The organism is Enterobacter cloacae complex sp. I3, assembly GCF_014896175.1.
Taxonomy (GTDB): Bacteria; Pseudomonadota; Gammaproteobacteria; order Enterobacterales; family Enterobacteriaceae; genus Enterobacter; species Enterobacter bugandensis.
The window spans coordinates 42,726-65,565 of record NZ_JADBQZ010000023.1; the positions used below are offsets into that span (position 1 = coordinate 42,726).

A 22,840-nucleotide genomic window follows, 5' to 3' on the forward strand; every position below is an offset into this window, starting at 1 on the left:
GGAGCAAATGATGCAGTTCTCTAAAATGCATGGCCTTGGCAACGATTTTATGGTCGTCGACGCGGTAACGCAGAATGTGTTTTTCTCCCCGGAACTGATCCGCCGCCTGGCGGATCGGCATGTGGGCGTGGGGTTCGATCAGCTGCTGGTGGTTGAGCCGCCCTACGATCCTGACCTCGATTTCCACTACCGTATTTTCAATGCTGATGGAAGTGAGGTTAACCAGTGCGGCAATGGCGCGCGCTGTTTTGCCCGCTTTGTCCGCCTGAAAGGGCTCACCAACAAGCGCGATATCCGCGTCAGTACCGCCAACGGTCGTATGGTGCTCAGCGTTACCGACGATGAGCTGGTGCGCGTCAATATGGGCGAGCCTAACTTCGAGCCTTCCGCCGTGCCGTTTCGCGCAAACAAAGTGGAAAAGACCTATATTATGCGTGCGGCCGAGCAGACAGTATTGTGCGGCGTCGTCTCAATGGGTAACCCGCACTGCGTGATTCAGGTGGATGACGTGGAAACCGCGGCGGTCGAAACGCTCGGTCCGGTGCTGGAGAGCCACGAGCGGTTCCCGGAGCGGGCGAACATCGGCTTTATGCAGGTGGTGAAGCGTGAACACATCCGTCTGCGGGTTTACGAGCGCGGCGCGGGCGAAACCCAGGCCTGCGGAAGCGGCGCCTGTGCGGCGGTGGCCGTCGGTATCTCCCAGGGGTTACTGGCTGAAGAGGTTCGCGTGGAATTACCGGGCGGGCGTCTTGATATCGCCTGGAAAGGAGCGGGTCATCCACTGTACATGACTGGCCCGGCGACACATGTTTATGACGGGTTTATCCATCTATGAAACAACCAGGGGAAGAACTGCAGGAAACAGTGACGGAACTGGACGACAGCGCTGTTGTTGATTATCTGCTGAACAATCCTGAGTTTTTTATTCGCAATGCACGCGTCGTCGAACGAATGCGCGTGCCGCATCCGGTTCGCGGGACCGTGTCGCTGGTCGAGTGGCACATGGCGCGCGCGCGTAACCACATCAACCAACTCGAAGAGAACATGACGCTGCTGATGGAGCAGGCCAGCACCAACGAAAGCCTGTTCTATCGCCTTCTGCACCTGCAGGCGCGTCTGGCCTCGGCGCACAGCCTTGAAGAGTTTCTCAGCCGCTTCCACCGCTGGGCGCGCGAGCTGGGGCTAGCGGGCGCAACGATTCGTCTGTTCCCTGACCGCTGGCGCATCGGCGCGCCGTCGGGATTTACCCATCTGGCACTGAGCCGTCAGGCGTTTGAACCGCTGCGCATTCAGCGCCTGGGTCATGAGCATCACTATCTGGGGCCGCTGAACGGACCTGAGCTGCTGGTAGTGCTGCCGGAAGCCAAAGCGATTGGCTCGGTGGCGATGTCGCTGATGGGACGCGATGGCGACCTGGGGGTCATATTATTTACCAGCCGCGACGCGCACCACTATGAGCAGGGGCAAGCCACGCACCTGCTGCAGGAGATCGCCCTGATGCTGCCCGAGCTGCTGGAGCGCTGGATTGAACGCGTATGACGGACGGACTGCTCGCCACTGACGTCTCGCGGTTTCTGCGCTATCTGGGCGTTGAGCGTCAGCTCAGCCCCATCACGCTGCTCAACTATCAGCGTCAGCTTGATGCCATCATGCAGATTGCCGAAGAAATCGGCCTGAAAAGCTGGCAACAATGTGACGCCGCCACGGTACGCGGGTTCGTCGTGCGTAGCCGTAAAAAAAATCTTAGCCCGGCGAGCCTTGCGCTCCGGCTCTCTGCGCTGCGCAGCTTCTTCGACTGGCTGGTCAGCCAGGGCAAGCTGAAAGCTAACCCGGCAAAAGGGATCGCCACGCCAAAAGCCCCGCGCCATCTGCCGAAAAATATCGACGTCGACGACGTAAACCGCCTGCTGGATATCGATCTAAACGATCCGCTCGCCGTGCGCGACCGCGCGATGCTGGAGGTGATGTACGGCGCGGGCCTGCGTCTCTCCGAACTGGTGAACCTCGACTTAAAGCATCTCGATCTGGAATCCGGCGAAGTGTGGGTGATGGGCAAGGGCAGCAAAGAGCGCCGCCTGCCGATTGGCCGCAACGCCGTCTCCTGGATTGAGCACTGGCTGGATCTGCGCGGCCTGTTTGGCGCGGAAGAGGATGCGCTGTTTTTATCAAAGCTCGGCAAGCGGATCTCCGCGCGTAACGTGCAGAAGCGCTTTGCGGAGTGGGGCATCAAGCAGGGGCTGAACAGCCACGTGCATCCCCACAAGCTGCGCCACTCCTTTGCGACACACATGCTGGAATCGAGCGGCGATCTGCGCGGCGTACAGGAACTGCTTGGCCACGCGAATCTGTCGACCACTCAAATCTATACCCACTTAGACTTCCAACACCTTGCCTCGGTGTATGACGCGGCGCATCCACGCGCCAAACGGGGGAAATAATGCGTTTTTACCGCCCACTCGGTCAGATCTCAGCCCTGACGTTTGACCTTGATGACACCCTTTATGACAACCGCGAGGTGATCCTGCGTACCGAGCAGGAGTCGCTGGCGTTTGTGCAGAACTACCATCCCGCGCTGAAGGCGATGCAGAACAAGGACTTCCAGAAGCTGCGTCAGTCCCTGCGGGAGACCGAGCCAGACATTTACCACGACGTGACCGAATGGCGTCGTCGCGCGGTTGAGCAGGCGATGCTGAACGCGGGTCTGAGCGCACAGGATGCCGCCGTCGGTGCCGAAGCGGCAATGGAAAACTTCGCCAAATGGCGCAGCCGTATCGACGTGCCGCAGGAAACCCACGACACGCTGGCGAAGCTTGCCGAAAAGTGGCCGCTGGTGGCCATCACCAACGGCAACGCCCAGCCCGAACTGTTTGGCCTCGGGGATTACTTTGAGTTTGTGCTGCGCGCGGGCCCGCACGGGCGCTCGAAGCCGTTCAGCGACATGTACCATCTGGCAGCGGAGAAGCTTAACCTGCCGCTGGGTGAGATCCTGCACGTGGGCGATGACCTGACCACCGACGTGGCCGGTGCCATCCGCTGCGGCATGCAGGCCTGCTGGATCAAGCCAGAAAATGCGGAGCTGATGACCGCAACAGACAGCCGTCTTCTGCCGCACGTGGAAATTTCGCGGTTGGCATCCCTCACGACGCTGATATAATCATCAATTGTTCTGTATAAATTAACAGGGTTTTGGCGAGTGGAAACATTTGCCTGCCCGACATGACGTGACGGTGCCAATGGACGTTTCTTACCTGCTCGACAGCCTTAATGACAAACAGCGTGACGCGGTTGCCGCCTCGCGCACCAACCTGCTGGTTCTGGCTGGGGCGGGGAGTGGTAAGACACGCGTGCTGGTTCACCGTATCGCCTGGCTGCAGAGCGTGGAAAACTGCTCACCGTACTCGATTATGGCCGTGACGTTTACCAACAAGGCGGCGGCGGAGATGCGTCACCGTATCGCCCAGCTGATGGGCACCAGCCAGGGCGGCATGTGGGTTGGCACCTTCCACGGCCTGGCGCACCGTCTGCTGCGCGCGCACCATATGGACGCTAACCTGCCGCAGGATTTCCAGATCCTCGACAGCGAAGATCAGCTCCGTCTGCTGAAGCGCCTGATCAAGGCGATGAACCTCGACGAGAAGCAGTGGCCGCCGCGTCAGGCGATGTGGTACATCAACGGTCAGAAAGACGAAGGTCTGCGCCCGCACCACATTCAGAGCTTCGGTAACCCGGTCGAGCAGACCTGGCAGAACGTCTATAAGGCCTATCAGGAAGCGTGCGACCGCGCCGGCCTGGTGGATTTCGCCGAGCTGCTGCTGCGCGCCCACGAGCTGTGGCTCAACAAACCGCATATCCTGCAACACTACCGCGAACGCTTCACCAACATCCTGGTGGACGAATTCCAGGATACCAACAACATCCAGTACGCGTGGATCCGCCTGCTGGCCGGAGATACCGGCAAGGTGATGATCGTGGGCGATGACGACCAGTCGATCTACGGCTGGCGCGGCGCGCAGGTGGAGAACATCCAGCGCTTCCTCAACGATTTTCCCGGCGCGCAAACCATCCGTCTGGAGCAGAACTATCGCTCAACCAGCAACATCCTGAGCGCGGCCAACGCCCTGATTGAGAACAACAACGGGCGTCTGGGCAAAAAGCTGTGGACCGACGGCGTCGACGGCGAACCGATTTCGATTTACTGCGCCTTCAACGAGCTCGACGAAGCCCGCTTCGTGGTGAACCGCATCAAAACCTGGCAGGACAACGGCGGCGCGCTGGAGCAGTGCGCCATTCTCTACCGCAGTAACGCCCAGTCGCGCGTGCTGGAAGAGGCGCTGCTGCAGGTGAGCATGCCGTACCGCATTTACGGCGGCATGCGATTCTTCGAACGTCAGGAGATCAAAGATGCGCTTTCGTATCTGCGCCTGATCGCCAACCGCAACGACGACGCGGCGTTTGAGCGCGTGGTGAACACGCCGACCCGCGGGATTGGCGACCGTACGCTGGACGTGGTGCGTCAGGCCTCGCGCGATCGCCAGTTGACGCTGTGGCAGGCGTGCCGCGAGCTGCTGCAGGAAAAAGCCCTCGCCGGACGTGCGGCCAGCGCGCTCCAGCGCTTCCTGGAATTAATTGATGCCCTGGCGCAGGAAACCGCCGACATGCCGCTGCACGTGCAGACAGACCGGGTGATTAAAGACTCCGGGCTGCGTACCATGTACGAGCAGGAAAAAGGCGAAAAGGGGCAGACCCGTATAGAGAACTTAGAGGAACTGGTCACGGCAACGCGCCAGTTCAGCTACAACGAAGAAGACGAAGACCTGATGCCGCTGCAGGCATTCCTCTCTCACGCCGCGCTGGAAGCGGGTGAAGGGCAGGCGGACACCTGGCAGGACGCGGTTCAACTGATGACCCTGCACTCCGCCAAAGGTCTGGAGTTCCCGCAGGTGTTTATCGTCGGCATGGAAGAGGGCATGTTCCCAAGCCAGATGTCGCTCGATGAAGGCGGGCGTCTGGAAGAAGAACGTCGTCTGGCTTACGTGGGCGTGACGCGAGCGATGCAGAAGCTGACGCTAACCTACGCTGAAACCCGCCGCCTGTACGGCAAAGAGGTCTATCACCGACCGTCGCGCTTCATCGGCGAACTGCCGGAAGAGTGCGTGGAAGAGGTGCGTCTGCGCGCCAGCATCAGCCGTCCGGTTAGCCATCCGCGCATGGGCTCGCCGATCTCTGAAACCGACACCGGCTACAAGCTGGGCCAGCGTGTGCGCCATTCTAAGTTTGGCGAAGGCACCATTGTGAATCTGGAAGGCAGCGGCGAGCACAGCCGCCTGCAGGTGGCGTTCCAGGGGCAGGGGATCAAATGGCTGGTGGCGGCCTACGCGAAGCTGGAAACAGTCTAACATTCAGAAAAATATCATTATTTTGTAATAATCTGCTAGCCTTATACAGTGAAGGTCAATTAATGCCCTTCAGCGTTCCGTTGCGTGTTGACGCCACAGTTACTGCTGGCGTAACATGCGCGCACGATTACGCTAAGAGGACATTCGCCTTGGACACACCCAGTAGATACTGGCTCAATTCCCTGTCATCCAGGAACAACTCCTAAGGCTATCTCCTCAATGCTGATGGCCTTAGTGGTTGTCAGCGACTACATTATTCCCGTCGCGCTGAGTCAGGCTGTTTAATGGTCTGAAACCCAATTTGTTTCTGTGTGCCCACCGAACTGTCCGATATTTTTTGCATTGGGAGTCCCGGTCATGTTGAGCGCATTTCAACTCGAAAATAACCGACTGACTCGGCTTGAAGCCGAAGAGTCACAGCCCCTCATTGATGCCGTATGGGTGGATCTGGTCGAGCCGGACGACGATGAACGCCTTCGCGTACAATCTGAGCTGGGGCAAAGCCTGGCAACCCGCCCGGAACTGGAAGACATCGAAGCCTCCGCGCGTTTCTTTGAAGATGAAGACGGCCTGCACATTCACTCCTTCTTCTTCTTTGAAGATGCGGAAGATCACGCGGGCAACTCCACCGTGGCGTTTACCATTCGCGACGGTCGTCTGTTTACTCTGCGTGAACGCGAACTGCCGGCATTCCGTCTCTACCGCATGCGCGCCCGCAGCCAGGCGATGGTGGACGGCAACGCTTACGAGCTGCTGCTCGATCTGTTCGAGACTAAAATTGAACAGCTGGCGGATGAAATTGAAAACATCTACAGCGATCTGGAAAAGCTGAGCCGCGTGATCATGGAAGGCCATCAGGGGGATGAGTACGACGAAGCGCTTTCGACGCTGGCAGAGCTGGAAGATATCGGCTGGAAGGTGCGTTTGTGTCTGATGGATACCCAGCGCGCGCTGAACTTCCTGGTGCGCAAGGCGCGTCTGCCGGGCGGTCAGCTGGAGCAGGCGCGTGAGATCTTACGCGATATCGAATCTCTGCTGCCGCACAACGAATCTCTGTTCCAGAAGGTGAACTTCCTGATGCAGGCGGCGATGGGCTTTATCAACATCGAGCAGAACCGCATCATCAAGATCTTCTCGGTAGTGTCCGTGGTGTTCCTGCCGCCGACGCTGGTGGCGTCCAGCTACGGGATGAACTTCGAGTTTATGCCGGAGCTGAAGTGGAGCTTTGGCTACCCGGGGGCGATTATCTTTATGATCCTCGCCGGGCTGGCACCGTATCTGTACTTTAAGCGTCGCAACTGGCTGTAAAATCTGGCGGGTGGCGCTGCGCTTACCCGCCCTACAAAACACCTACATTCCTCTGCGGGTTCTGCGCTGGGTATAAATCGCATCGGCGACGAAAATCGCCAGCGCCACCCAGATAAAGGCGAAGGTCACCATCTTATCCGCACCCGGCACTTCGCCGTAAAACACCACCGCCAGCAGGAACATCAGCGTCGGGCCAATGTACTGGAAGAAGCCCAGCGTGGAGAGGCGCAGGCGCGTTGCCGCACCGGTGAAGCACAGCAGCGGAATGGTGGTCACTACGCCCGCCGCCATCAGCATCAGGTTCAGCGACCACGGGTTGCTGCCCATATGGCTGGTGGCGCTGTCGGCGATACCGAACAGATAGATCGCCGCCACCGGCAGCAGCCACAGGGTTTCAAACAGCATCCCGGTTTGCGCTTCCACCGCGATTTTCTTACGTACCAGGCCGTAAAAAGCAAAGCTGAACGCCAGACCGAGGGCGATAACCGGCAGCGAGCCAAACGTCCACAGCTGCACCAGTACGCCGCAGAAGGCCAGAATCACCGCCACCCACTGCATCCGGCGGAAGCGTTCGCCGAGGAAAATCATCCCCAGCACGATATTCACCAGCGGGTTAATGAAGTACCCCAGGCTCGCTTCGAGCATGTGGTGGTTATTCACCGCCCAGATAAACAGCAGCCAGTTGCCGCCGATCAGCACCGCAGAAAGCGCCAGCAGGAAGACCTTTTTAGGGGTTTGCAGCAGCGTTTTAACGCCGGACCACTGACGGCTGATGCTCATCAGCGCGATCATGAAGAAGAACGACCAGATGACGCGGTGAGTGAGGATCTCGTCGGCCGGAACATAGGCGATAAATTTGAAGTACGCCGGGGCGATACCCCAAATAAAATAAGCGGCAAGGGCGAGTAAAACGCCCTGCCGCGTCTGTTTAGCATCCATCGGGAAAATCCATGACAAAAAAGTGAATCAATTTTACCCGAATTTGCCGCCTCAACCCACCATATAAGTGGCGGTTGCGCTGGCGATATAAACCTGCTCCTCGTTATGCAGCTCAACGCGGGCAACGGCAACTTTATTCCCGGCACGAAGCAGGCTGCTGGTGCAGGTAAAGCGGTTTCCGCGCCCCGGGCGAAGATAGTCGACGCGTAAATCAATGGTGCCCATGCGCGCCAGACGCTGGCGGAGTTCATCTTCGTTGATGGTGTCATGGCGCGTCAGCGTACTGCCCACGCAGACCAGGCCTGCCGCCACGTCCAGCGCGGAGGCAATCACCCCGCCGTGCAGAATACTTTGCGCCCAGTTACCCACCATCATCGGCTGGTTGTTGAAACTCAGCTGGGCAAACTCTTTCTCGTAACGCTCCAGCTCAAGACCCAGTGCACGGTTAAACGGCATATGGTAAACAAAAATCTCGCCCACGAGTTTTAACACTTCTTCGGCGGTAAGCATGGCTGACATGAGACATTACATCCTTATTGTTAATGAAATGTTGATTTTATGCTTCAGCAATAAGGAATTCCACTTTCAGAAACGAGGATGCAGCAGTTATCGCAGAAGTCTGTAGAATGTTCGCCTCATAACTATTCAGGTAATTTTACTCTTTGCAGGAGAACACCACCGATGCGGACGTATCTGGCCTGGTTACTGGCGGCGGTTGCGCTGCCCCTCACAGCATATGCGCAGGAAGCGACGATTAAAGAAGTCCATGATAAACCTGCCGTTAAGGGCAGCATTATCGCCAATATGCTGCAGGAGCATGACAATCCGTTCACGCTCTACCCGTATGACACGAACTACGTGATTTATACCCAAACCAGCGATCTCAACAAAGAAGCGATAAGCTCCTATAACTGGTCTGATAATGCGCGTAAGGATGAGGTGAAGTTCCAGCTTAGCCTCGCGTTCCCGTTCTGGCGCGGTATTCTGGGGCCAAACTCGGTGCTCGGCGCGTCTTATACGCAGAAATCCTGGTGGCAGCTCTCCAACAGCGGCGAATCTTCACCGTTCCGTGAAACCAACTATGAGCCGCAGCTTTTCCTCGGCTTCGCAACGGACTATGAATTTGCTGGCTGGACGCTGCGCGACGTCGAAGTGGGCTTTAACCATGATTCTAACGGACGTTCCGACCCAACCTCCCGTAGCTGGAACCGCGCCTATACGCGCCTGATGGCGCAGAACGGTAACTGGATGGTGGAAGTGAAGCCGTGGTATGTGCTCGGCAGCACCGATGACAACCCGGATATCACCAAATATATGGGCTACTACCAGCTCAAGGTCGGCTACCAGCTTGGTGATGCCGTGCTGAGCGCGAAAGGCCAGTACAACTGGAACACCGGCTACGGCGGTGCGGAGCTCGGTCTGAGCTACCCGGTGACGAAGCACGTGCGTCTCTATACCCAGGTGTATAGCGGCTACGGCGAGTCGCTGATCGACTACAACTTCAATCAGACTCGCGTTGGCGTGGGCGTAATGCTGAACGATATTCTCTAGGTTGCTCGAATGTTTTTGCGTTAAACGTTGAAGTTTCTCTCTCAGGCGCTGAAAATAGCGCCTGTTTTATTTTTCGCAAATGGGGTTAACGTGGCGCAGGCGGAAGTATTGAATCAGGAGTCGCTGGCTAAACAGGTTTTGCATGAAACCTTTGGCTACCAGCAGTTCCGCCCCGGCCAGGAAACCATCATTGAAACCGTGCTGGAAGGCCGCGATTGCCTGGTGGTGATGCCGACCGGCGGCGGTAAATCCCTCTGTTATCAGGTGCCCGCGCTGGTGCTTAACGGCCTGACGGTCGTGGTATCGCCTCTCATTTCCCTGATGAAAGACCAGGTTGACCAGCTGCTCGCCAACGGCGTGGCGGCGGCCTGCCTGAACTCGACCCAAACCCGCGAGCAGCAGCAAGAGGTGATGGCCGGATGCCGCACCGGGCAGATCCGCCTGCTGTATATCGCGCCAGAGCGCCTGATGCTCGATAACTTCCTCGACCATCTCGCGCACTGGAACCCGGTCCTGCTGGCGGTGGATGAAGCGCACTGTATCTCCCAGTGGGGACACGATTTCCGTCCGGAATACGCTGCCCTCGGCCAGCTGCGTCAGCGCTTCCCCGAGCTGCCGTTTATGGCGCTTACCGCCACGGCGGACGACACCACGCGTCTGGATATCGTTCGCCTGCTGGGGCTGAACGACCCGTATATTCAGGTCAGCAGCTTCGACCGCCCGAACATCCGCTACATGCTGATGGAAAAATTCAAGCCGCTGGACCAGCTCCTGCGCTACGTTCAGGAACAGCGCGGCAAGTCCGGTATCATCTACTGCAACAGCCGTGCGAAGGTGGAAGACACCGCCGCGCGTCTGCAAAACCGTGGCTTTAGCGCCGCCGCATATCACGCCGGGCTGGAGAACCACATCCGCGCCGACGTGCAGGAGAAATTCCAGCGCGACGACCTGCAAATCGTCGTCGCGACGGTGGCGTTCGGGATGGGCATCAACAAGCCCAACGTGCGCTTTGTGGTGCATTTCGACATTCCGCGCAATATCGAATCCTACTATCAGGAGACCGGCCGCGCCGGGCGTGACGGGCTGCCTGCGGAAGCGATGCTGTTTTACGATCCGGCCGATATGGCGTGGCTGCGCCGTTGTCTGGAAGAGAAGCCGCAGGGACAACTCCAGGACATTGAGCGCCACAAGCTCAACGCGATGGGTGCCTTCGCTGAAGCGCAAACCTGCCGCCGTCTGGTGCTGCTCAACTACTTTGGTGAGGGGCGACAGGAGCCGTGCGGCAACTGCGATATCTGCCTGGATCCGCCAAAGCAGTACGATGGCCTGATGGACGCGCGCAAAGCGCTCTCGACCATTTACCGCGTGAATCAACGCTTCGGGATGGGCTACGTGGTGGAAGTACTGCGCGGTGCCAATAACCAGCGTATCCGCGACATGGGGCACGACAAGCTGCCGGTTTACGGCATCGGTAAAGACCAGAGCCACGAGCACTGGGTCAGCATTATTCGCCAGCTGATTCACCTCGGTTTTGCCACGCAGAACATTGCTCAACACTCCGCGCTACAGCTGACCGAAGCAGCGCGTCCGGTGCTGCGCGGTGATGTTGAGCTCAAGCTCGCCGTGCCGCGCGTGGTCGCCCTCAAGCCGCGCGTGATGCAGAAATCCTACGGCGGTAACTATGACCGCAAGCTGTTTGCCAAGCTTCGCAAGCTGCGTAAAGCTATCGCTGACGAAGAGAACATCCCGCCATACGTGGTGTTCAACGACGCGACGCTGATTGAGATGGCCGAGCAGATGCCGCTCAGCGCCAGCGAAATGCTCAGCGTTAACGGCGTGGGGACGCGCAAGCTGGAGCGCTTCGGTAAAGAGTTTATGGCGCTTATCCGCTCTCACGCCGATGGTGATGATGAGGAGTAGTCAGACGGGCGAAAAAGTGCCAGGATGATGACTCACTGAATTATTTCCCCGCGAGCTAATTATGTTAATGCTATTTCTCACCGTGGCGTTAGTGCACATCGTTGCGCTGATGAGCCCTGGCCCAGACTTTTTCTTCGTGTCGCAAACTGCCGTCAGCCGCTCCCGCAAAGAAGCGATGATGGGCGTGCTCGGTATTACCATGGGCGTTATGGTCTGGGCGGCGGTCGCGCTGCTCGGTCTGAACCTGATCCTGGCGAAGATGGCCTGGCTGCATAATATCATTATGGTTGGCGGCGGGCTGTACCTGTGCTGGATGGGCTACCAGATGCTGCGCGGGGCGCTGAAGAAAGAAGAGAAAAAACCGGAAGAGCCAAAGGTAGAGCTGGCAACGGGCGGCCGCAGCTTTGTAAAAGGGCTCCTGACTAACCTGGCAAACCCGAAAGCGATTATCTATTTCGGCTCCGTGTTCTCGCTGTTTGTGGGTGACAGCGTCGGCGCAGGCGCGCGCTGGGGGATCTTCCTGCTGATCGTTGTTGAGACGTTCGCCTGGTTCACTATTGTTGCCAGCCTGTTCGCCTTACCGGCGATGCGCCGCGGCTATCAGCGCATCGCGAAGTGGATCGACGGCTTTGCCGGCGCGCTGTTCGCCGGCTTCGGCATTCATCTCATCATCTCTCGCTAAGCATGACGCGCTGACGCAAGCAGCGCGCCAACCAGCATAAACAGCGAACCAAAGACTTTATTCAGGGCCTTCATCTGCTTAGGCCCTTTAATCCACGCCGCTATCCGCTGCGCCAGCGTCGCGTAACCAATCATCACGATGATATCGACGATGATGGTGGTCGCGCCCAGCACCACGTACTGCATCACCTGGGGCTGATGTGGCACGATAAACTGTGGGAACAGGGCGGCGAGGAACACGATGCTTTTCGGGTTCGTCAGGTTCACGAACACCGCGCGCTTAAACAGATGGCCGCGCGTTTGCGTCCTGGAGAGCGTATTCAGGTCAATCGAGCCTGCCGCGCGCCACTGCTGGATACCGAGCCAAATCAGATATGCCGCACCGGCCCACTTCAGCACTTCAAACGCCAGCACCGAACGAGAGAACAGCGTCCCCAGACCAATCCCCACCAGCACAATATGAATGCCGAGCCCGGTCTGTAAACCGGCAATGGACGCCGCCGCACCGCGATAGCCGTGGTTGATGGAGGTGGTCATAGTGTTAATGGCGCCAGAGCCGGGTGAAAGGCTAAGGATGATTGATGTCAGCAGGTAGGCGAACCACCACTCGAAGGTCATTTGAAGCTCCCGAACCGTCTATTTTTATGCCACAATACGCTATTGTTGAGTCATTTTGTGACCAGTGACGAAAAAAAACGATATTCCCTGGATTACGTGAGTGGAAACCCAATGTTTCAGCAGAAAAAGGACTGGGAAACACGAGAAAACGCGTTTGCTGCTTTCTCAATGGGGCCGCTGACCGATTTCTGGCGGCAGCGTGAGGAAGACGAGTTTACGGGCGTCGGGGGTATCCCGGTGCGCTTCGTTCGCTTCCGCAATGAAAAAAATGACCGGGTGATCGTGGTCTGCCCCGGGCGTATCGAAAGCTACGTTAAATATGCCGAGCTGGCCTACGACCTGGTCAACATGGGGTTTGACGTGCTGATCATCGACCACCGTGGACAGGGGCTGTCCGGGCGCATGCTGCCGGATACGCACCGCGGGCATGTGGATCACTTCAGCGATTATGTCGACGATTTTGCCGCGTTCTGGCAGCAGGAAGTTCAGCCCGGCCCCTGGCGCAAGCGGTACATCCTTGCGCACTCCATGGGCGGCGCCATTTCGACGCTGTTTTTGCAGCGGTATGAGCACCAGTGCGACGCCATTGCGCTCACCGCGCCGATGTACGGTATTGTCATTCGTTTTCCCGACTGGATGGTGCGCCATCTTCTCGACTGGGCTGAGGGCCATCAGCGCATTCGTGAAGGCTATGCCATCGGAACCGGACGCTGGCGTGCATTGCCGTTCGCCATCAACGTCTTAACCCACAGTCGGCAGCGCTATCGCCGCAACCTGCGCTTTTATGCCGATGAACCGCGCTTGCGCGTCGGCGGCCCGACCTGGCACTGGGTGCGTGAGGGTATTCTGGCCGGTGAGCAGGTGCTGGCAGGCGTAGGCGATGATGACACGCCGACGCTTCTGATTCAGGCGGAAGAAGAGCGTGTGGTGGATAACCGCATGCATGACCGCTATTGTGAACTGCGCGCTGCCGCCGGTCACCCTTGTGAAGGGGGTAAACCGCTGGTCATCAACGGCGCGTACCATGAGATCCTTTTTGAAAAGGACGCTATGCGCTCAGTCGCGCTTAACGCCATCGTCGAGTTTTTCGACCGGCATAACTGATTTTCTATTGAGGTTAAATTTTCCTATGTACCAGGTTGTTGCATCTGATTTAGATGGCACGCTGCTTTCCCCCGACCACACCCTGTCGCCTTATGCGAAAGAGACCTTAAAGCTTCTGACCGCCCGTGGCGTGAACTTTGTGTTCGCTACCGGCCGCCACCACGTGGACGTGGGGCAGATCCGCGATAATCTGGAGATCAAGTCGTACATGATCACCTCCAACGGTGCGCGCGTGCATGATACCGACGGCAACCTGATCTTCACCCATAACCTGGATCGCGATATTGCCGCCGATCTCTTCGGCGTGGTGCATAACAATCCGGCTATCGTCACCAACGTATACCGTGACGACGAATGGTTCATGAACCGCCACCGCCCGGATGAAATGCGTTTCTTCAAGGAAGCGGTATTCAACTACTCCCTGTATGAGCCGGGCCTGCTGGATCCAGAGGGGATCAGCAAGGTGTTCTTCACCTGCGACAGCCACGAAGAGCTGCTGCCGCTTGAGCAGGCGATCAACGCCCGCTGGGGCGATCGCGTCAACGTGAGCTTCTCCACCCTGACCTGTCTGGAAGTGATGGCGGGCGGCGTTTCTAAAGGTCACGCGCTCGAAGCGGTTGCGAAGCGTCTGGGCTTCGCGCTTAAAGACTGTATCGCCTTTGGCGACGGCATGAACGACGCCGAGATGCTCTCTATGGCGGGCAAAGGCTGCATCATGGAAAACGCGCACCAGCGCCTGAAGGATCTACATCCGGAGCTGGAAGTCATCGGCACCAACGCAGACAACGCGGTACCGAAATACCTGCGCAAACTGTTCCTTGAATAATCTTCATTTGGTTGTTTATTGTTCAGTTGTCAACTAAAGAGTTCGCTACAATGCCTGTCCTTCTTTCTGAGAGACAAGCATTGTGGCGCTACTCATTATCACCACTATCCTGTGGGCCTTCTCCTTTAGCCTGATTGGCGAATACCTTGCCGGTTCGGTCGACAGTTACTTCTCGGTGCTGATGCGCGTCGGGCTGGCGGCGCTGGTGTTCCTGCCGTTCCTGCGCACGCGCGGGCAATCGCTGAAAACCATTCTGCTGTACATGCTGGTGGGGGCGATGCAGCTTGGCATCATGTATCTGTTCAGCTTCCGGGCTTACGTCTACCTGTCCGTCTCCGAATTCCTGCTTTTTACCGTGCTGACGCCGCTCTATATCACGCTGATTTACGATCTGCTCAGCAGGCGCCGCCTGCGCTGGGGATATCTGCTAAGCGCCGCGCTGGCGGTTATTGGCGCGGCGATCATTCGCTACGACAAAGTGAGCGATCACTTCTGGACAGGGCTGATGTTCGTCCAGCTTGCCAACATCAGCTTTGCCATTGGTATGGTGGGCTATAAGCGCCTGATGGAAACCCGCCCGATGCCGCAGCACAACGCGTTTGCGTGGTTCTATATGGGCGCGGCGATCGTCGCGGTGGCGGCGTGGTTTATGCTCGGCAACCCGCAAAAGCTGCCGACCACCACCGTGCAGTGGAGCGTTCTGGTCTGGCTGGGCGTGGTGGCGTCGGGGCTGGGGTACTTTATGTGGAACTACGGCGCTACGCAGGTAGACGCCGGTACGCTGGGGATCATGAACAACGTGCACGTCCCGGCGGGGCTGCTGGTGAACCTTGCCATCTGGCAGGAACAGCCGCACTGGCCGAGCTTCCTTATTGGGGGGGCGGTGATCCTGGCTTCACTGTGGGTCCATCGCCGCTGGGTCGCTCCGCGCTCCGCACAAACGGAAGATGGTCGCACGCGTGGTTCCGCGCTGAGCGAATAAACGCCTCCGTAACCGGCTGACGCTGCTCGCCATCGCGCACGGCGGCGTACAGCCGGCTCCACAGTCCTTCTCCCAGGGTTTTGGTGACTACCAGACCCTGGCGTTCAAAGCTCTCCACCACCCAGTGCGGCAGCGCCGCGATACCCATGCTGGCCGCCACCATCTGGATCAGCAGCAGGGTGTTATCCACGCTTTTCAGCTGCGGGCTGATGCCTGCCGGCTGCAGGAAGTGACGCCAGATATCCAGGCGGCTGCGCTGAACCGGGTAAATCAGCAGCGTTTCTGTCGCCAGATCTTCCGGCGTGATGCGCGTTTTGGCTGCCAGCGGATGGTCCGGCGCCAGCACCAGACGCACCTCAAAATCAAACATCGGCGAATAGTGCAGGCCGCTGCGCGGCAGGATGTCGGACGTCATCACCAGATCCAGCTCGCCCTGCTGGAGCGAGGGCTGCGGGTCGAACGTCACGCCGGATTTAAAGTCCATCTCCACCTGCGGCCACTTCTGGCGAAAGTTCTCAAGCGCGGGGGTCAGCCACTGAATACAGCTGTGGCACTCAATGGCGATCCGCAGTTTGGTCTGCTGCGGCTCGTTACACGCCTGCAGCGCGCTGGCGATCTGCGGCAGTACCTGATTCGCCAGTTGAAGAAGAATTTCACCCTGCGGCGTAAAGCGCAAAGGCTGGCTCTTACGCACAAAAAGACGAAATCCGAGGCGTTGTTCCAGATCGCTGAACTGGTGAGAAAGGGCGGACTGGGTCTGGTGCAGCGTGGCCGCCGCCGCCGCGAGCGAACCGCAGTTCCGCAACGCTTGTAGCGTTTTCAGGTGTTTAATCTCGATCATGAAAGTCCTTCACTCCGCCATGAACATTTTGCGCTTGAGGAATATACAGTACCTGCCAATTATAGATGTGTAAACATCTGGACGTCTAAATAACAAATTTGACAAGGGGCATACCATGACAATCCGCACTCACACTCTCGGTTTTCCTCGCGTTGGCCTGCGTCGCGAGCTGAAAAAAGCGCAAGAAAGCTACTGGGCGGGCAACGCCTCCCGTGAAGAACTCCTGGCGGTGGGGCGGGAGCTGCGCGCCCGTCACTGGGATCAGCAAAAACAGGCGGGCATTGACCTGCTGCCGGTGGGCGATTTCGCCTGGTACGACCATGTTCTGACGACCAGCCTGCTGCTGGGCAACGTGCCGGCTCGTCATCAGAACAAAGATGGATCGGTGGATATCGACACCCTGTTCCGCATCGGCCGTGGCCGCGCGCCAACGGGTGAGCCAGCGGCAGCGGCGGAAATGACCAAGTGGTTTAACACCAACTATCACTATATGGTGCCGGAATTCGTCAAAGGTCAGCAGTTTACGCTGACCTGGACGCAGCTTCTGGACGAAGTGGATGAAGCGCTGGCGCTGGGCCACCAGGTGAAGCCCGTATTGCTGGGGCCGGTAACCTACCTGTGGCTGGGTAAAGTGAAGGGCGAACAATTTGACCGCCTCAGCCTGCTGAACGATATTCTGCCGGTCTATAAGCAGGTGCTGATTGAGCTGGGCAAGCGCGGCATTCAGTGGGTGCAAATCGACGAACCCGCGCTGGTGCTGGAGCTGCCGCAGGAGTGGCTCGATGCCTTCAAACCGGCGTATGACGCGCTCGCCGGACAGGTGAAGCTGCTGCTGACCACCTATTTCGAGGGCGTGACGCCGAACCTCGGCACTATCACCGCGCTGCCGGTTCAGGGCCTGCACGTTGACCTGGTTCACGGTAAGGACGATGTCGCAGAGCTGCACAAGCGCCTGCCTGAGGAGTGGTTGCTCTCCGCCGGTCTGGTCAACGGCCGTAACGTCTGGCGCGCCGATCTGACCGAGAAATACGCCCAAATTAAAGACATCGTCGGCAAACGCGAGCTATGGGTGGCTTCATCTTGCTCGCTGCTGCACAGTCCGATCGATCTGAGTGTGGAGACCCGTCTCGACCCTGAAGTGAAGAGCTGGTTTGCCTTCGCCCTGCAAAAATGTGAAGAGCTGGCACTGCTGCGCGACGCGCTCAACAGCGGCGATACGGCGGCGATTACCGACTGGAGCGCACCGATTCAGGCGCGTCGTCACTCGGCTCGCGTGCACAACCCGGCGGTGGAAAAACGTCTGGCGGCCATCACCGCCCGGGACAGCCAGCGTCAGAGCCCGTACGAGGTACGTGCCGAAGCCCAGCGCGCCCGCTTCAATCTTCCCGCGTGGCCGACCACGACCATCGGTTCATTCCCGCAAACTACCGAGATCCGCGGCCTGCGTCTGGACTTCAAAAAGGGCAATCTGGACGCGAATCATTACCGCACCGGCATTGCGGAACACATTAAGCAGGCGATTATCGAGCAGGAACGCCTCGGGCTGGACGTGCTGGTGCACGGTGAAGCCGAGCGTAACGACATGGTGGAATATTTCGGTGAGCACCTGGACGGCTTCGTCTTTACCCAGAACGGCTGGGTGCAGAGCTACGGCTCCCGCTGCGTGAAGCCGCCGGTGGTCATTGGCGACGTCAGCCGCCCGGAACCGATCACGGTGGAGTGGGCGAAGTACGCCCAGTCCCTGACCGACAAGCCGGTAAAAGGCATGCTGACCGGCCCGGTGACCATTCTCTGCTGGTCGTTCCCGCGCGAAGACGTGACCCGTGAAACCATCGCCAAACAGATCGCGCTGGCGCTGCGTGATGAAGTGGCGGATCTGGAGGCGGCGGGGATTGGCATCATCCAGATTGACGAACCGGCGCTGCGCGAAGGTTTGCCGCTGCGCCGCAGCGACTGGGATGCTTACCTGCAGTGGGGCGTGGAAGCATTCCGCATCAACGCCGCAGTGGCGAAGGACGACACCCAGATCCACACCCATATGTGTTACTGCGAATTTAACGACATCATGGATTCGATTGCCGCGCTGGATGCAGACGTGATCACCATCGAGACCTCGCGTTCAGACATGGAGCTGCTGGAGTCGTTTGAAGAGTTCGACTACCCGAACGAAATTGGGCCGGGCGTGTATGACATTCACTCCCCGAACGTGCCGAGCGTGGAGTGGATTGAAGCGCTGCTGAGGAAAGCTGCTCAGCGTATCCCGGCAGAACGCCTGTGGGTAAACCCGGACTGCGGCCTGAAAACCCGCGGCTGGCCGGAGACGCGTGCGGCGCTCGCCAACATGGTGAAGGCGGCGCAGAACTTACGTCAGGCTTGATGACGCGCAGGCCCGGTAAGGCGCAGTCGCCCCCCGGGCTTTTTTTATGCTTTCTTCCCGCCGTACTGGCTAAACCATGCCAGCATTCTCTGCCAGCCATCTTTCGCGGATTCCGCGTGATAGCTCGGACGATAATCGGCATTAAACGCGTGTCCGGCATCGGGATACACCACGATTTCGGCCTTCGCGTTCGCCGCCCGCAGCGCGTGGCGCATCGTCTCGACGGTATCAAGCGGAATGCCGGTATCCTGGCCGCCATACAGCCCTAACACCGGGGCATTGAGATCGGTAGCGATATCAACCGGATGCTTCGGTGAGTTCAGCGTCTTTTCGCCCACCAGTTTGCCGTACCAGGCAACGGCGGCTTTCAGCTGCGGGTTATGCGCGGCATACAGCCAGCTAATGCGTCCACCCCAGCAGAAACCGGTGACCATTAAGCGGTGCGGGTCGCCGCCGTTGCGCGCCGCCCAGCTGGCGACGTGGTCGAGGTCTGCCAGCACCTGCGCGTCCGGCACTTTGCTGACCAGGTTGCTGAACAGCGTCGGGATATCACTGTAGTCATTCGGATCGCCCTGACGAAAGTAGAGCTCTGGCGCAACGGCCAGATAACCCTCCAGCGCCAGGCGGCGGCAGAGGTCGCGAATATGTTCATGAACGCCGAAAATCTCCTGAACCACAATCACGATGGGCAGCGGGCCGTCCGCCGATTTTGGTCGTGCGTGATAAGCAGGCATGTTCTCTCCCTGCGAGGGAATAGAGGTCTCACCTGCCGTGATGGCGTCTTCAGACGTTGAGACGATGGTTGAAGCATGCGGAGCCGCAGCAGGTGCAAATCCGGTTTTTTCAGTCATGGCATTCTCCGTACCAATGAGTTAGCGCAAAGGTAAATATAGACACCAGGTTAACAACTCACAGTGCCTTAAACGGTCTATCTTTTGTGCAGCACCCGACGATATAACTTGTTAATGTGATGTGAGTCACCTTTTGATGGAAATTCAATGCAATCATTTTCATTCATGGTGAGATGTGTCACGAAATTATGCTTAGCGCTTCTGTAAAGTACCGTTTTACTTCTTCTGACTAACCGACCCACAGAGGAGTCACCTATGTCTAAGTCTGATGTTTTTCATCTCGGCCTCACTAAAAATGATTTACAAGGGGCTACGCTCGCTATCGTCCCTGGCGACCCAGAGCGTGTGGAAAAGATCGCCGCGCTGATGGATAAGCCGGTCAAGCTGGCTGCCCATCGTGAATTCACCACCTGGCGCGCAGAGCTGGATGGCAAAGCGGTGATTGTGTGCTCTACCGGTATCGGTGGCCCGTCTACCTCTATCGCCGTGGAAGAGCTGGCGCAGCTGGGCATTCGTACTTTCCTGCGTATCGGCACCACCGGCGCGATTCAGCCGCACATTAACGTCGGCGACGTGCTGGTGACGACCGCATCCGTGCGTCTGGACGGCGCAAGCCTGCACTTTGCACCGATGGAATTCCCGGCAGTGGCTGACTTCGAGTGCACCACCGCGCTGGTTGAAGCGGCGAAATCCGTGGGCGCAACCACTCACGTGGGCGTAACTGCCTCTTCTGATACCTTCTATCCGGGCCAGGAGCGTTACGACACCTTCTCAGGCCGCGTAGTGAGCCGCTTCAAAGGCTCAATGGAAGAGTGGCAATCCATGGGCGTGATGAACTACGAGATGGAATCCGCAACGCTGCTGACCATGTGCGCAAGCCAGGGTCTGCGTGCCGGTATGGTGGCGGGCGTTATCGTCAACCGCACCCAGCAGGAGATCCCGAACGCCGAAACCATGAAGCAGACAGAAAGTCACGCGGTAAAAATCGTGGTTGAAGCGGCTCGCCGCCTGATCTAGTCTTCCTCTCTGAGATAAAAGGCCGACGCGTTCGGCCTTTATTTTTTGCGTAGCGCCTCGCAGGAAAACCCTTTCAAACTGGACGTTTATACAGCACAATCTTATTTTGTGCGGGTAATACGTTGATGCAGGGGGCATTGTGGATATCTCAATCCTTATTTATGCGGTAATTGCGCTGGCTGGCGTGGCGATAGGCTGGCTGATATCCAGCTATCAGCATGCACAGCAGAAGGCCGAGCAGTTGGCTGAACGCGAAGAGATCGTCGCCGATTTAAGCGCCGCAAAACAGCAGCTTGCCCTAAGCGACCACTGGCGCGACGAGTGTGAACTGCTCAATAACGAACTGCGTAACCTGCGCGACATCAACACCTCGCTGGAGGCCGATCTCCGCGAAGTGACTACCCGCCTTGAATCCACCCAACTGCATGCCGAAGACAAAATCCGCCAGATGATCAACAGCGAGCAGCGCCTCAGCGAGCAGTTCGAGAACCTCGCCAACCGCATTTTCGAGCACAGCAACCGCCGCGTTGATGAGCAAAATCGCCAGAGCCTGAATAGCCTGCTGACGCCGCTGCGCGAACAGCTGGACGGCTTTCGCCGTCAGGTACAGGACAGCTTTGGTCAGGAAGCCCGCGAACGCCACACGCTGGCGCATGAGATCCGCAATCTTCAACAGCTGAATGCCCAGATGGCGCAGGAGGCGGTCAACCTGACGCGGGCGCTGAAAGGCGATAACAAAACCCAGGGTAACTGGGGGGAAGTGGTGCTCACCCGCGTGCTGGAGGCCTCTGGCCTGCGGGAAGGGTATGAATACGAAACGCAGGTGAGTATCGAAAACGATGCCCGCTCGCGAATGCAGCCGGATGTGATTGTGCGTCTGCCGCAGGGCAAAGATGTGGTCATTGACGCCAAAATGACGCTGGTGGCCTATGAGCGCTACTTCAACGCTGAAGATGACTATACGCGCGAATCGGCGCTGCAGGAGCACATTGCCTCCGTGCGTAACCATATTCGCCTGCTGGGCAGAAAAGATTATCAGCAGCTGCCGGGGCTGCGCTCGCTGGACTACGTGCTGATGTTTATCCCGGTCGAACCCGCGTTTTTGCTGGCGCTCGACAGACAGCCCGAGCTGATCACCGAAGCGCTGAAAAATAACATTATGCTGGTCAGCCCCACCACGCTGCTGGTGGCCTTACGCACCATTGCGAACCTGTGGCGCTATGAGCACCAGAGCCGTAACGCGCAGCAGATTGCCGACCGCGCCAGCAAGCTGTACGACAAAATGCGCCTCTTCGTGGACGATATGTCCTCCGTCGGGCAAAGCCTGGATCGTGCGCAGGATAACTACCGCCAGGCGATGAAAAAGCTCTCCTCCGGGCGTGGCAACCTGCTTGCGCAGGCTGAAGCATTCCGCAGCCTGGGAGTGGAGGTTAAACGCGAGATTAATCCGGAATTGGTCGAACAGGCGACAGCCCAGGACGAAGAGTTCCGACTGCGTGAGGGCGGGGATGAACAAAATACCCCCAACCAGGACAACGATTTAGCGGCGGATTTATCGCCAGACGAGCAGCCAGCGCGTTTCTTTCGCGGTGGTTGAATCGTAGGGCAATTGCGCCCAATCTGTTACACTTCACGAACATTTGACTGATTAGCAGGCTCTGAGATGGTTGACGATTCACAAGACACGACGCACTTTGGCTTTCAGACTGTAGCCAAAGCGCAGAAAGCTGACATGGTGGCCCACGTATTTCATTCCGTGGCGGCGAAGTACGATGTGATGAATGACTTGATGTCGTTCGGCATTCATCGCTTGTGGAAGCGCTTCACCATCGACTGCAGCGGTGTGCGTCGTGGACAAACGGTTCTCGATCTGGCTGGCGGTACGGGCGATCTGACGGCGAAATTCTCCCGTCTGGTGGGCGAAACCGGTCGCGTTGTACTGGCTGATATTAATGACTCCATGCTTAAAATGGGACGCGAAAAGCTGCGTAACATCGGCGTGGTGGGTAATGTGGAATACGTGCAGGCCAACGCCGAAGCGCTGCCGTTCCCGGACAATACTTTTGACTGCATCACAATTTCCTTCGGTCTGCGTAACGTCACCGATAAAGAAAAAGCACTGCGTTCCATGTACCGCGTGCTGAAGCCGGGTGGACGCCTGCTGGTGCTCGAGTTCTCTAAACCGATTATCGACCCGCTGAGCAAAGCCTACGACGCATATTCCTTCCACGTGCTGCCGCGTATTGGTGAACTGGTGGCAAACGACGCGGAAAGCTATCGCTATCTTGCGGAATCAATTCGCATGCATCCGGATCAGGACACCTTAAAAGCCATGATGCAGGATGCGGAATTTGAGAACGTTGAGTACTTCAACATGACGGCGGGTGTCGTCGCGCTGCATCGCGGTTACAAATTCTGAGTGGAGGTGT

At 58.0% G+C, this 22,840-nt stretch carries 22 protein-coding genes; 17 read left to right on the plus strand and 5 right to left on the minus strand.

Annotation, left to right across the window (positions count from 1 at the left end; translation table 11 throughout):
* The first annotated feature begins 10 nt into the window (after positions 1-10).
* The 7 genes from dapF (at position 11) to corA (ending at position 6,704) form a co-directional block, all read left to right on the plus strand.
* Positions 11-835 (plus strand): diaminopimelate epimerase, encoded by an 825-nt coding sequence (gene dapF, locus IM271_RS17785; RefSeq protein ID WP_136486841.1) that lies wholly within the window; start codon positions 11-13, stop codon positions 833-835.
* Positions 832-1,539, plus strand: a complete 708-nt coding sequence (locus IM271_RS17790; RefSeq protein WP_045260992.1) for a DUF484 domain-containing protein — start codon at positions 832-834, stop codon at positions 1,537-1,539. The genes dapF and IM271_RS17790 overlap by 4 nt, the downstream gene beginning before the upstream one ends.
* On the plus strand, positions 1,536-2,438 hold the full coding sequence (gene xerC, locus IM271_RS17795) for a tyrosine recombinase XerC (RefSeq protein WP_048959724.1): 903 nt from the start codon (positions 1,536-1,538) through the stop codon (positions 2,436-2,438). The genes IM271_RS17790 and xerC overlap by 4 nt, the downstream gene beginning before the upstream one ends.
* Positions 2,438-3,154 carry a 5-amino-6-(5-phospho-D-ribitylamino)uracil phosphatase YigB gene (gene yigB, locus IM271_RS17800; RefSeq protein ID WP_193052956.1) on the plus strand — a complete coding sequence of 239 codons (717 nt, stop codon included), beginning with the start codon at positions 2,438-2,440 and terminating at the stop codon, positions 3,152-3,154. The genes xerC and yigB overlap by 1 nt, the downstream gene beginning before the upstream one ends.
* A 79-nt stretch (positions 3,155-3,233) precedes the next feature.
* Positions 3,234-5,396 carry a DNA helicase II gene (gene uvrD / locus IM271_RS17805; RefSeq protein WP_041911833.1) on the plus strand — a complete coding sequence of 721 codons (2,163 nt, stop codon included), beginning with the start codon at positions 3,234-3,236 and terminating at the stop codon, positions 5,394-5,396.
* A gap of 149 nt (positions 5,397-5,545) precedes the next feature.
* Positions 5,546-5,602 (plus strand): YsgD/CorL family protein, encoded by a 57-nt coding sequence (gene ysgD / locus IM271_RS20245; RefSeq protein WP_212743980.1) that lies wholly within the window; start codon positions 5,546-5,548, stop codon positions 5,600-5,602.
* A 151-nt stretch (positions 5,603-5,753) separates the two neighbouring features.
* The gene (corA, locus tag IM271_RS17810; protein WP_008501540.1) at positions 5,754-6,704 is read left to right on the plus strand and encodes a magnesium/cobalt transporter CorA; all 951 of its coding nucleotides are present in this window, start codon (positions 5,754-5,756) and stop codon (positions 6,702-6,704) included.
* Between the two features lie 42 nt (positions 6,705-6,746).
* Here corA and rarD read toward each other — a convergent pair whose 3' ends face one another.
* The gene (rarD, locus tag IM271_RS17815; protein WP_048959726.1) at positions 6,747-7,643 is read right to left on the minus strand and encodes an EamA family transporter RarD; all 897 of its coding nucleotides are present in this window, start codon (positions 7,641-7,643) and stop codon (positions 6,747-6,749) included.
* A gap of 51 nt (positions 7,644-7,694) precedes the next feature.
* Positions 7,695-8,162, minus strand: coding sequence for an acyl-CoA thioesterase YigI (gene yigI, locus IM271_RS17820; protein WP_028014789.1), 468 nt, complete (start codon positions 8,160-8,162; stop codon positions 7,695-7,697).
* Between the two features lie 162 nt (positions 8,163-8,324).
* Between yigI and pldA the strand changes: the two genes are divergently transcribed.
* From pldA to rhtC, 3 genes are all read left to right on the plus strand, one after another.
* Entirely contained in the window at positions 8,325-9,194 is an 870-nt protein-coding gene (gene pldA, locus IM271_RS17825; RefSeq protein ID WP_028014788.1) for a phospholipase A, read from the plus strand.
* 90 nt (positions 9,195-9,284) lie between these two features.
* Positions 9,285-11,114, plus strand: a complete 1,830-nt coding sequence (gene recQ, locus IM271_RS17830; RefSeq protein ID WP_032644788.1) for an ATP-dependent DNA helicase RecQ — start codon at positions 9,285-9,287, stop codon at positions 11,112-11,114.
* A gap of 61 nt (positions 11,115-11,175) precedes the next feature.
* On the plus strand, positions 11,176-11,796 hold the full coding sequence (gene rhtC, locus IM271_RS17835; protein ID WP_010426287.1) for a threonine export protein RhtC: 621 nt from the start codon (positions 11,176-11,178) through the stop codon (positions 11,794-11,796).
* Here rhtC and rhtB read toward each other — a convergent pair.
* A complete protein-coding gene (gene rhtB, locus IM271_RS17840; RefSeq protein WP_028014786.1) occupies positions 11,793-12,413 on the minus strand; it encodes a homoserine/homoserine lactone efflux protein in 621 nt (206 codons plus the stop codon). The two genes, rhtC and rhtB, sit on opposite strands and share 4 nt — an antisense overlap.
* 111 nt (positions 12,414-12,524) lie before the next feature.
* On the opposite strand from rhtB, the gene pldB reads away from it, so the two are divergent.
* The 3 genes from pldB (at position 12,525) to IM271_RS17855 (ending at position 15,325) form a co-directional block, all read left to right on the plus strand.
* On the plus strand, positions 12,525-13,517 hold the full coding sequence (gene pldB, locus IM271_RS17845; protein WP_041911835.1) for a lysophospholipase L2: 993 nt from the start codon (positions 12,525-12,527) through the stop codon (positions 13,515-13,517).
* A gap of 25 nt (positions 13,518-13,542) precedes the next feature.
* Complete coding sequence (gene yigL, locus IM271_RS17850; RefSeq protein WP_028014784.1) at positions 13,543-14,343, plus strand: sugar/pyridoxal phosphate phosphatase YigL; 801 nt, start codon at positions 13,543-13,545, stop codon at positions 14,341-14,343.
* 82 nt (positions 14,344-14,425) lie between these two features.
* A complete protein-coding gene (locus IM271_RS17855; protein ID WP_032644934.1) occupies positions 14,426-15,325 on the plus strand; it encodes a carboxylate/amino acid/amine transporter in 900 nt (299 codons plus the stop codon).
* Here the strand turns inward: IM271_RS17855 and metR are convergent.
* Positions 15,213-16,166 (minus strand): HTH-type transcriptional regulator MetR, encoded by a 954-nt coding sequence (metR, locus tag IM271_RS17860; protein WP_028014783.1) that lies wholly within the window; start codon positions 16,164-16,166, stop codon positions 15,213-15,215. The two genes, IM271_RS17855 and metR, sit on opposite strands and share 113 nt — an antisense overlap.
* 115 nt (positions 16,167-16,281) lie before the next feature.
* Here metR and metE point away from each other — a divergent pair, with 115 nt between their 5' ends.
* On the plus strand, positions 16,282-18,543 hold the full coding sequence (metE, locus tag IM271_RS17865; protein WP_193052957.1) for a 5-methyltetrahydropteroyltriglutamate--homocysteine S-methyltransferase: 2,262 nt from the start codon (positions 16,282-16,284) through the stop codon (positions 18,541-18,543).
* Positions 18,544-18,587: 44 nt separating this feature from the next.
* Here metE and IM271_RS17870 read toward each other — a convergent pair whose 3' ends face one another.
* Positions 18,588-19,394 (minus strand): dienelactone hydrolase family protein, encoded by an 807-nt coding sequence (locus IM271_RS17870; RefSeq protein WP_028014781.1) that lies wholly within the window; start codon positions 19,392-19,394, stop codon positions 18,588-18,590.
* 255 nt (positions 19,395-19,649) lie between these two features.
* Here IM271_RS17870 and udp point away from each other — a divergent pair, with 255 nt between their 5' ends.
* From udp to ubiE, 3 genes are all read left to right on the plus strand, one after another.
* Positions 19,650-20,411: a uridine phosphorylase gene (gene udp, locus IM271_RS17875; RefSeq protein ID WP_003860792.1), complete on the plus strand. Its 762-nt coding sequence runs from the start codon at positions 19,650-19,652 to the stop codon at positions 20,409-20,411.
* Positions 20,412-20,550: 139 nt separating this feature from the next.
* Positions 20,551-22,008 carry a DNA recombination protein RmuC gene (rmuC, locus tag IM271_RS17880; RefSeq protein WP_048959730.1) on the plus strand — a complete coding sequence of 486 codons (1,458 nt, stop codon included), beginning with the start codon at positions 20,551-20,553 and terminating at the stop codon, positions 22,006-22,008.
* Between the two features lie 66 nt (positions 22,009-22,074).
* Positions 22,075-22,830: a bifunctional demethylmenaquinone methyltransferase/2-methoxy-6-polyprenyl-1,4-benzoquinol methylase UbiE gene (ubiE, locus tag IM271_RS17885; protein WP_028014779.1), complete on the plus strand. Its 756-nt coding sequence runs from the start codon at positions 22,075-22,077 to the stop codon at positions 22,828-22,830.
* Positions 22,831-22,840 lie beyond the last annotated feature (10 nt).

What these genes read in the sequence shown, in the direction of transcription:
- dapF (WP_136486841.1), top strand. Translation starts at nt 11, where the DNA reads ATGCAGTTCTCTAAAATGCATGGCCTTGGCAACGATTTTATGGTCGTC.
- udp (WP_003860792.1), top strand. Translation starts at nt 19,650, where the DNA reads ATGTCTAAGTCTGATGTTTTTCATCTCGGCCTCACTAAAAATGATTTA.
- xerC (WP_048959724.1), top strand. Translation starts at nt 1,536, where the DNA reads ATGACGGACGGACTGCTCGCCACTGACGTCTCGCGGTTTCTGCGCTAT.
- pldB (WP_041911835.1), top strand. Translation starts at nt 12,525, where the DNA reads ATGTTTCAGCAGAAAAAGGACTGGGAAACACGAGAAAACGCGTTTGCT.
- uvrD (WP_041911833.1), top strand. Translation starts at nt 3,234, where the DNA reads ATGGACGTTTCTTACCTGCTCGACAGCCTTAATGACAAACAGCGTGAC.
- ubiE (WP_028014779.1), top strand. Translation starts at nt 22,075, where the DNA reads ATGGTTGACGATTCACAAGACACGACGCACTTTGGCTTTCAGACTGTA.
- IM271_RS17870 (WP_028014781.1), bottom strand. Translation starts at nt 19,394, where the DNA reads ATGACTGAAAAAACCGGATTTGCACCTGCTGCGGCTCCGCATGCTTCA.
- rhtC (WP_010426287.1), top strand. Translation starts at nt 11,176, where the DNA reads ATGTTAATGCTATTTCTCACCGTGGCGTTAGTGCACATCGTTGCGCTG.
- metE (WP_193052957.1), top strand. Translation starts at nt 16,282, where the DNA reads ATGACAATCCGCACTCACACTCTCGGTTTTCCTCGCGTTGGCCTGCGT.
- corA (WP_008501540.1), top strand. Translation starts at nt 5,754, where the DNA reads ATGTTGAGCGCATTTCAACTCGAAAATAACCGACTGACTCGGCTTGAA.
- rhtB (WP_028014786.1), bottom strand. Translation starts at nt 12,413, where the DNA reads ATGACCTTCGAGTGGTGGTTCGCCTACCTGCTGACATCAATCATCCTT.
- IM271_RS17790 (WP_045260992.1), top strand. Translation starts at nt 832, where the DNA reads ATGAAACAACCAGGGGAAGAACTGCAGGAAACAGTGACGGAACTGGAC.
- rarD (WP_048959726.1), bottom strand. Translation starts at nt 7,643, where the DNA reads ATGGATGCTAAACAGACGCGGCAGGGCGTTTTACTCGCCCTTGCCGCT.
- yigI (WP_028014789.1), bottom strand. Translation starts at nt 8,162, where the DNA reads ATGTCAGCCATGCTTACCGCCGAAGAAGTGTTAAAACTCGTGGGCGAG.
- metR (WP_028014783.1), bottom strand. Translation starts at nt 16,166, where the DNA reads ATGATCGAGATTAAACACCTGAAAACGCTACAAGCGTTGCGGAACTGC.
- yigL (WP_028014784.1), top strand. Translation starts at nt 13,543, where the DNA reads ATGTACCAGGTTGTTGCATCTGATTTAGATGGCACGCTGCTTTCCCCC.
- pldA (WP_028014788.1), top strand. Translation starts at nt 8,325, where the DNA reads ATGCGGACGTATCTGGCCTGGTTACTGGCGGCGGTTGCGCTGCCCCTC.
- yigB (WP_193052956.1), top strand. Translation starts at nt 2,438, where the DNA reads ATGCGTTTTTACCGCCCACTCGGTCAGATCTCAGCCCTGACGTTTGAC.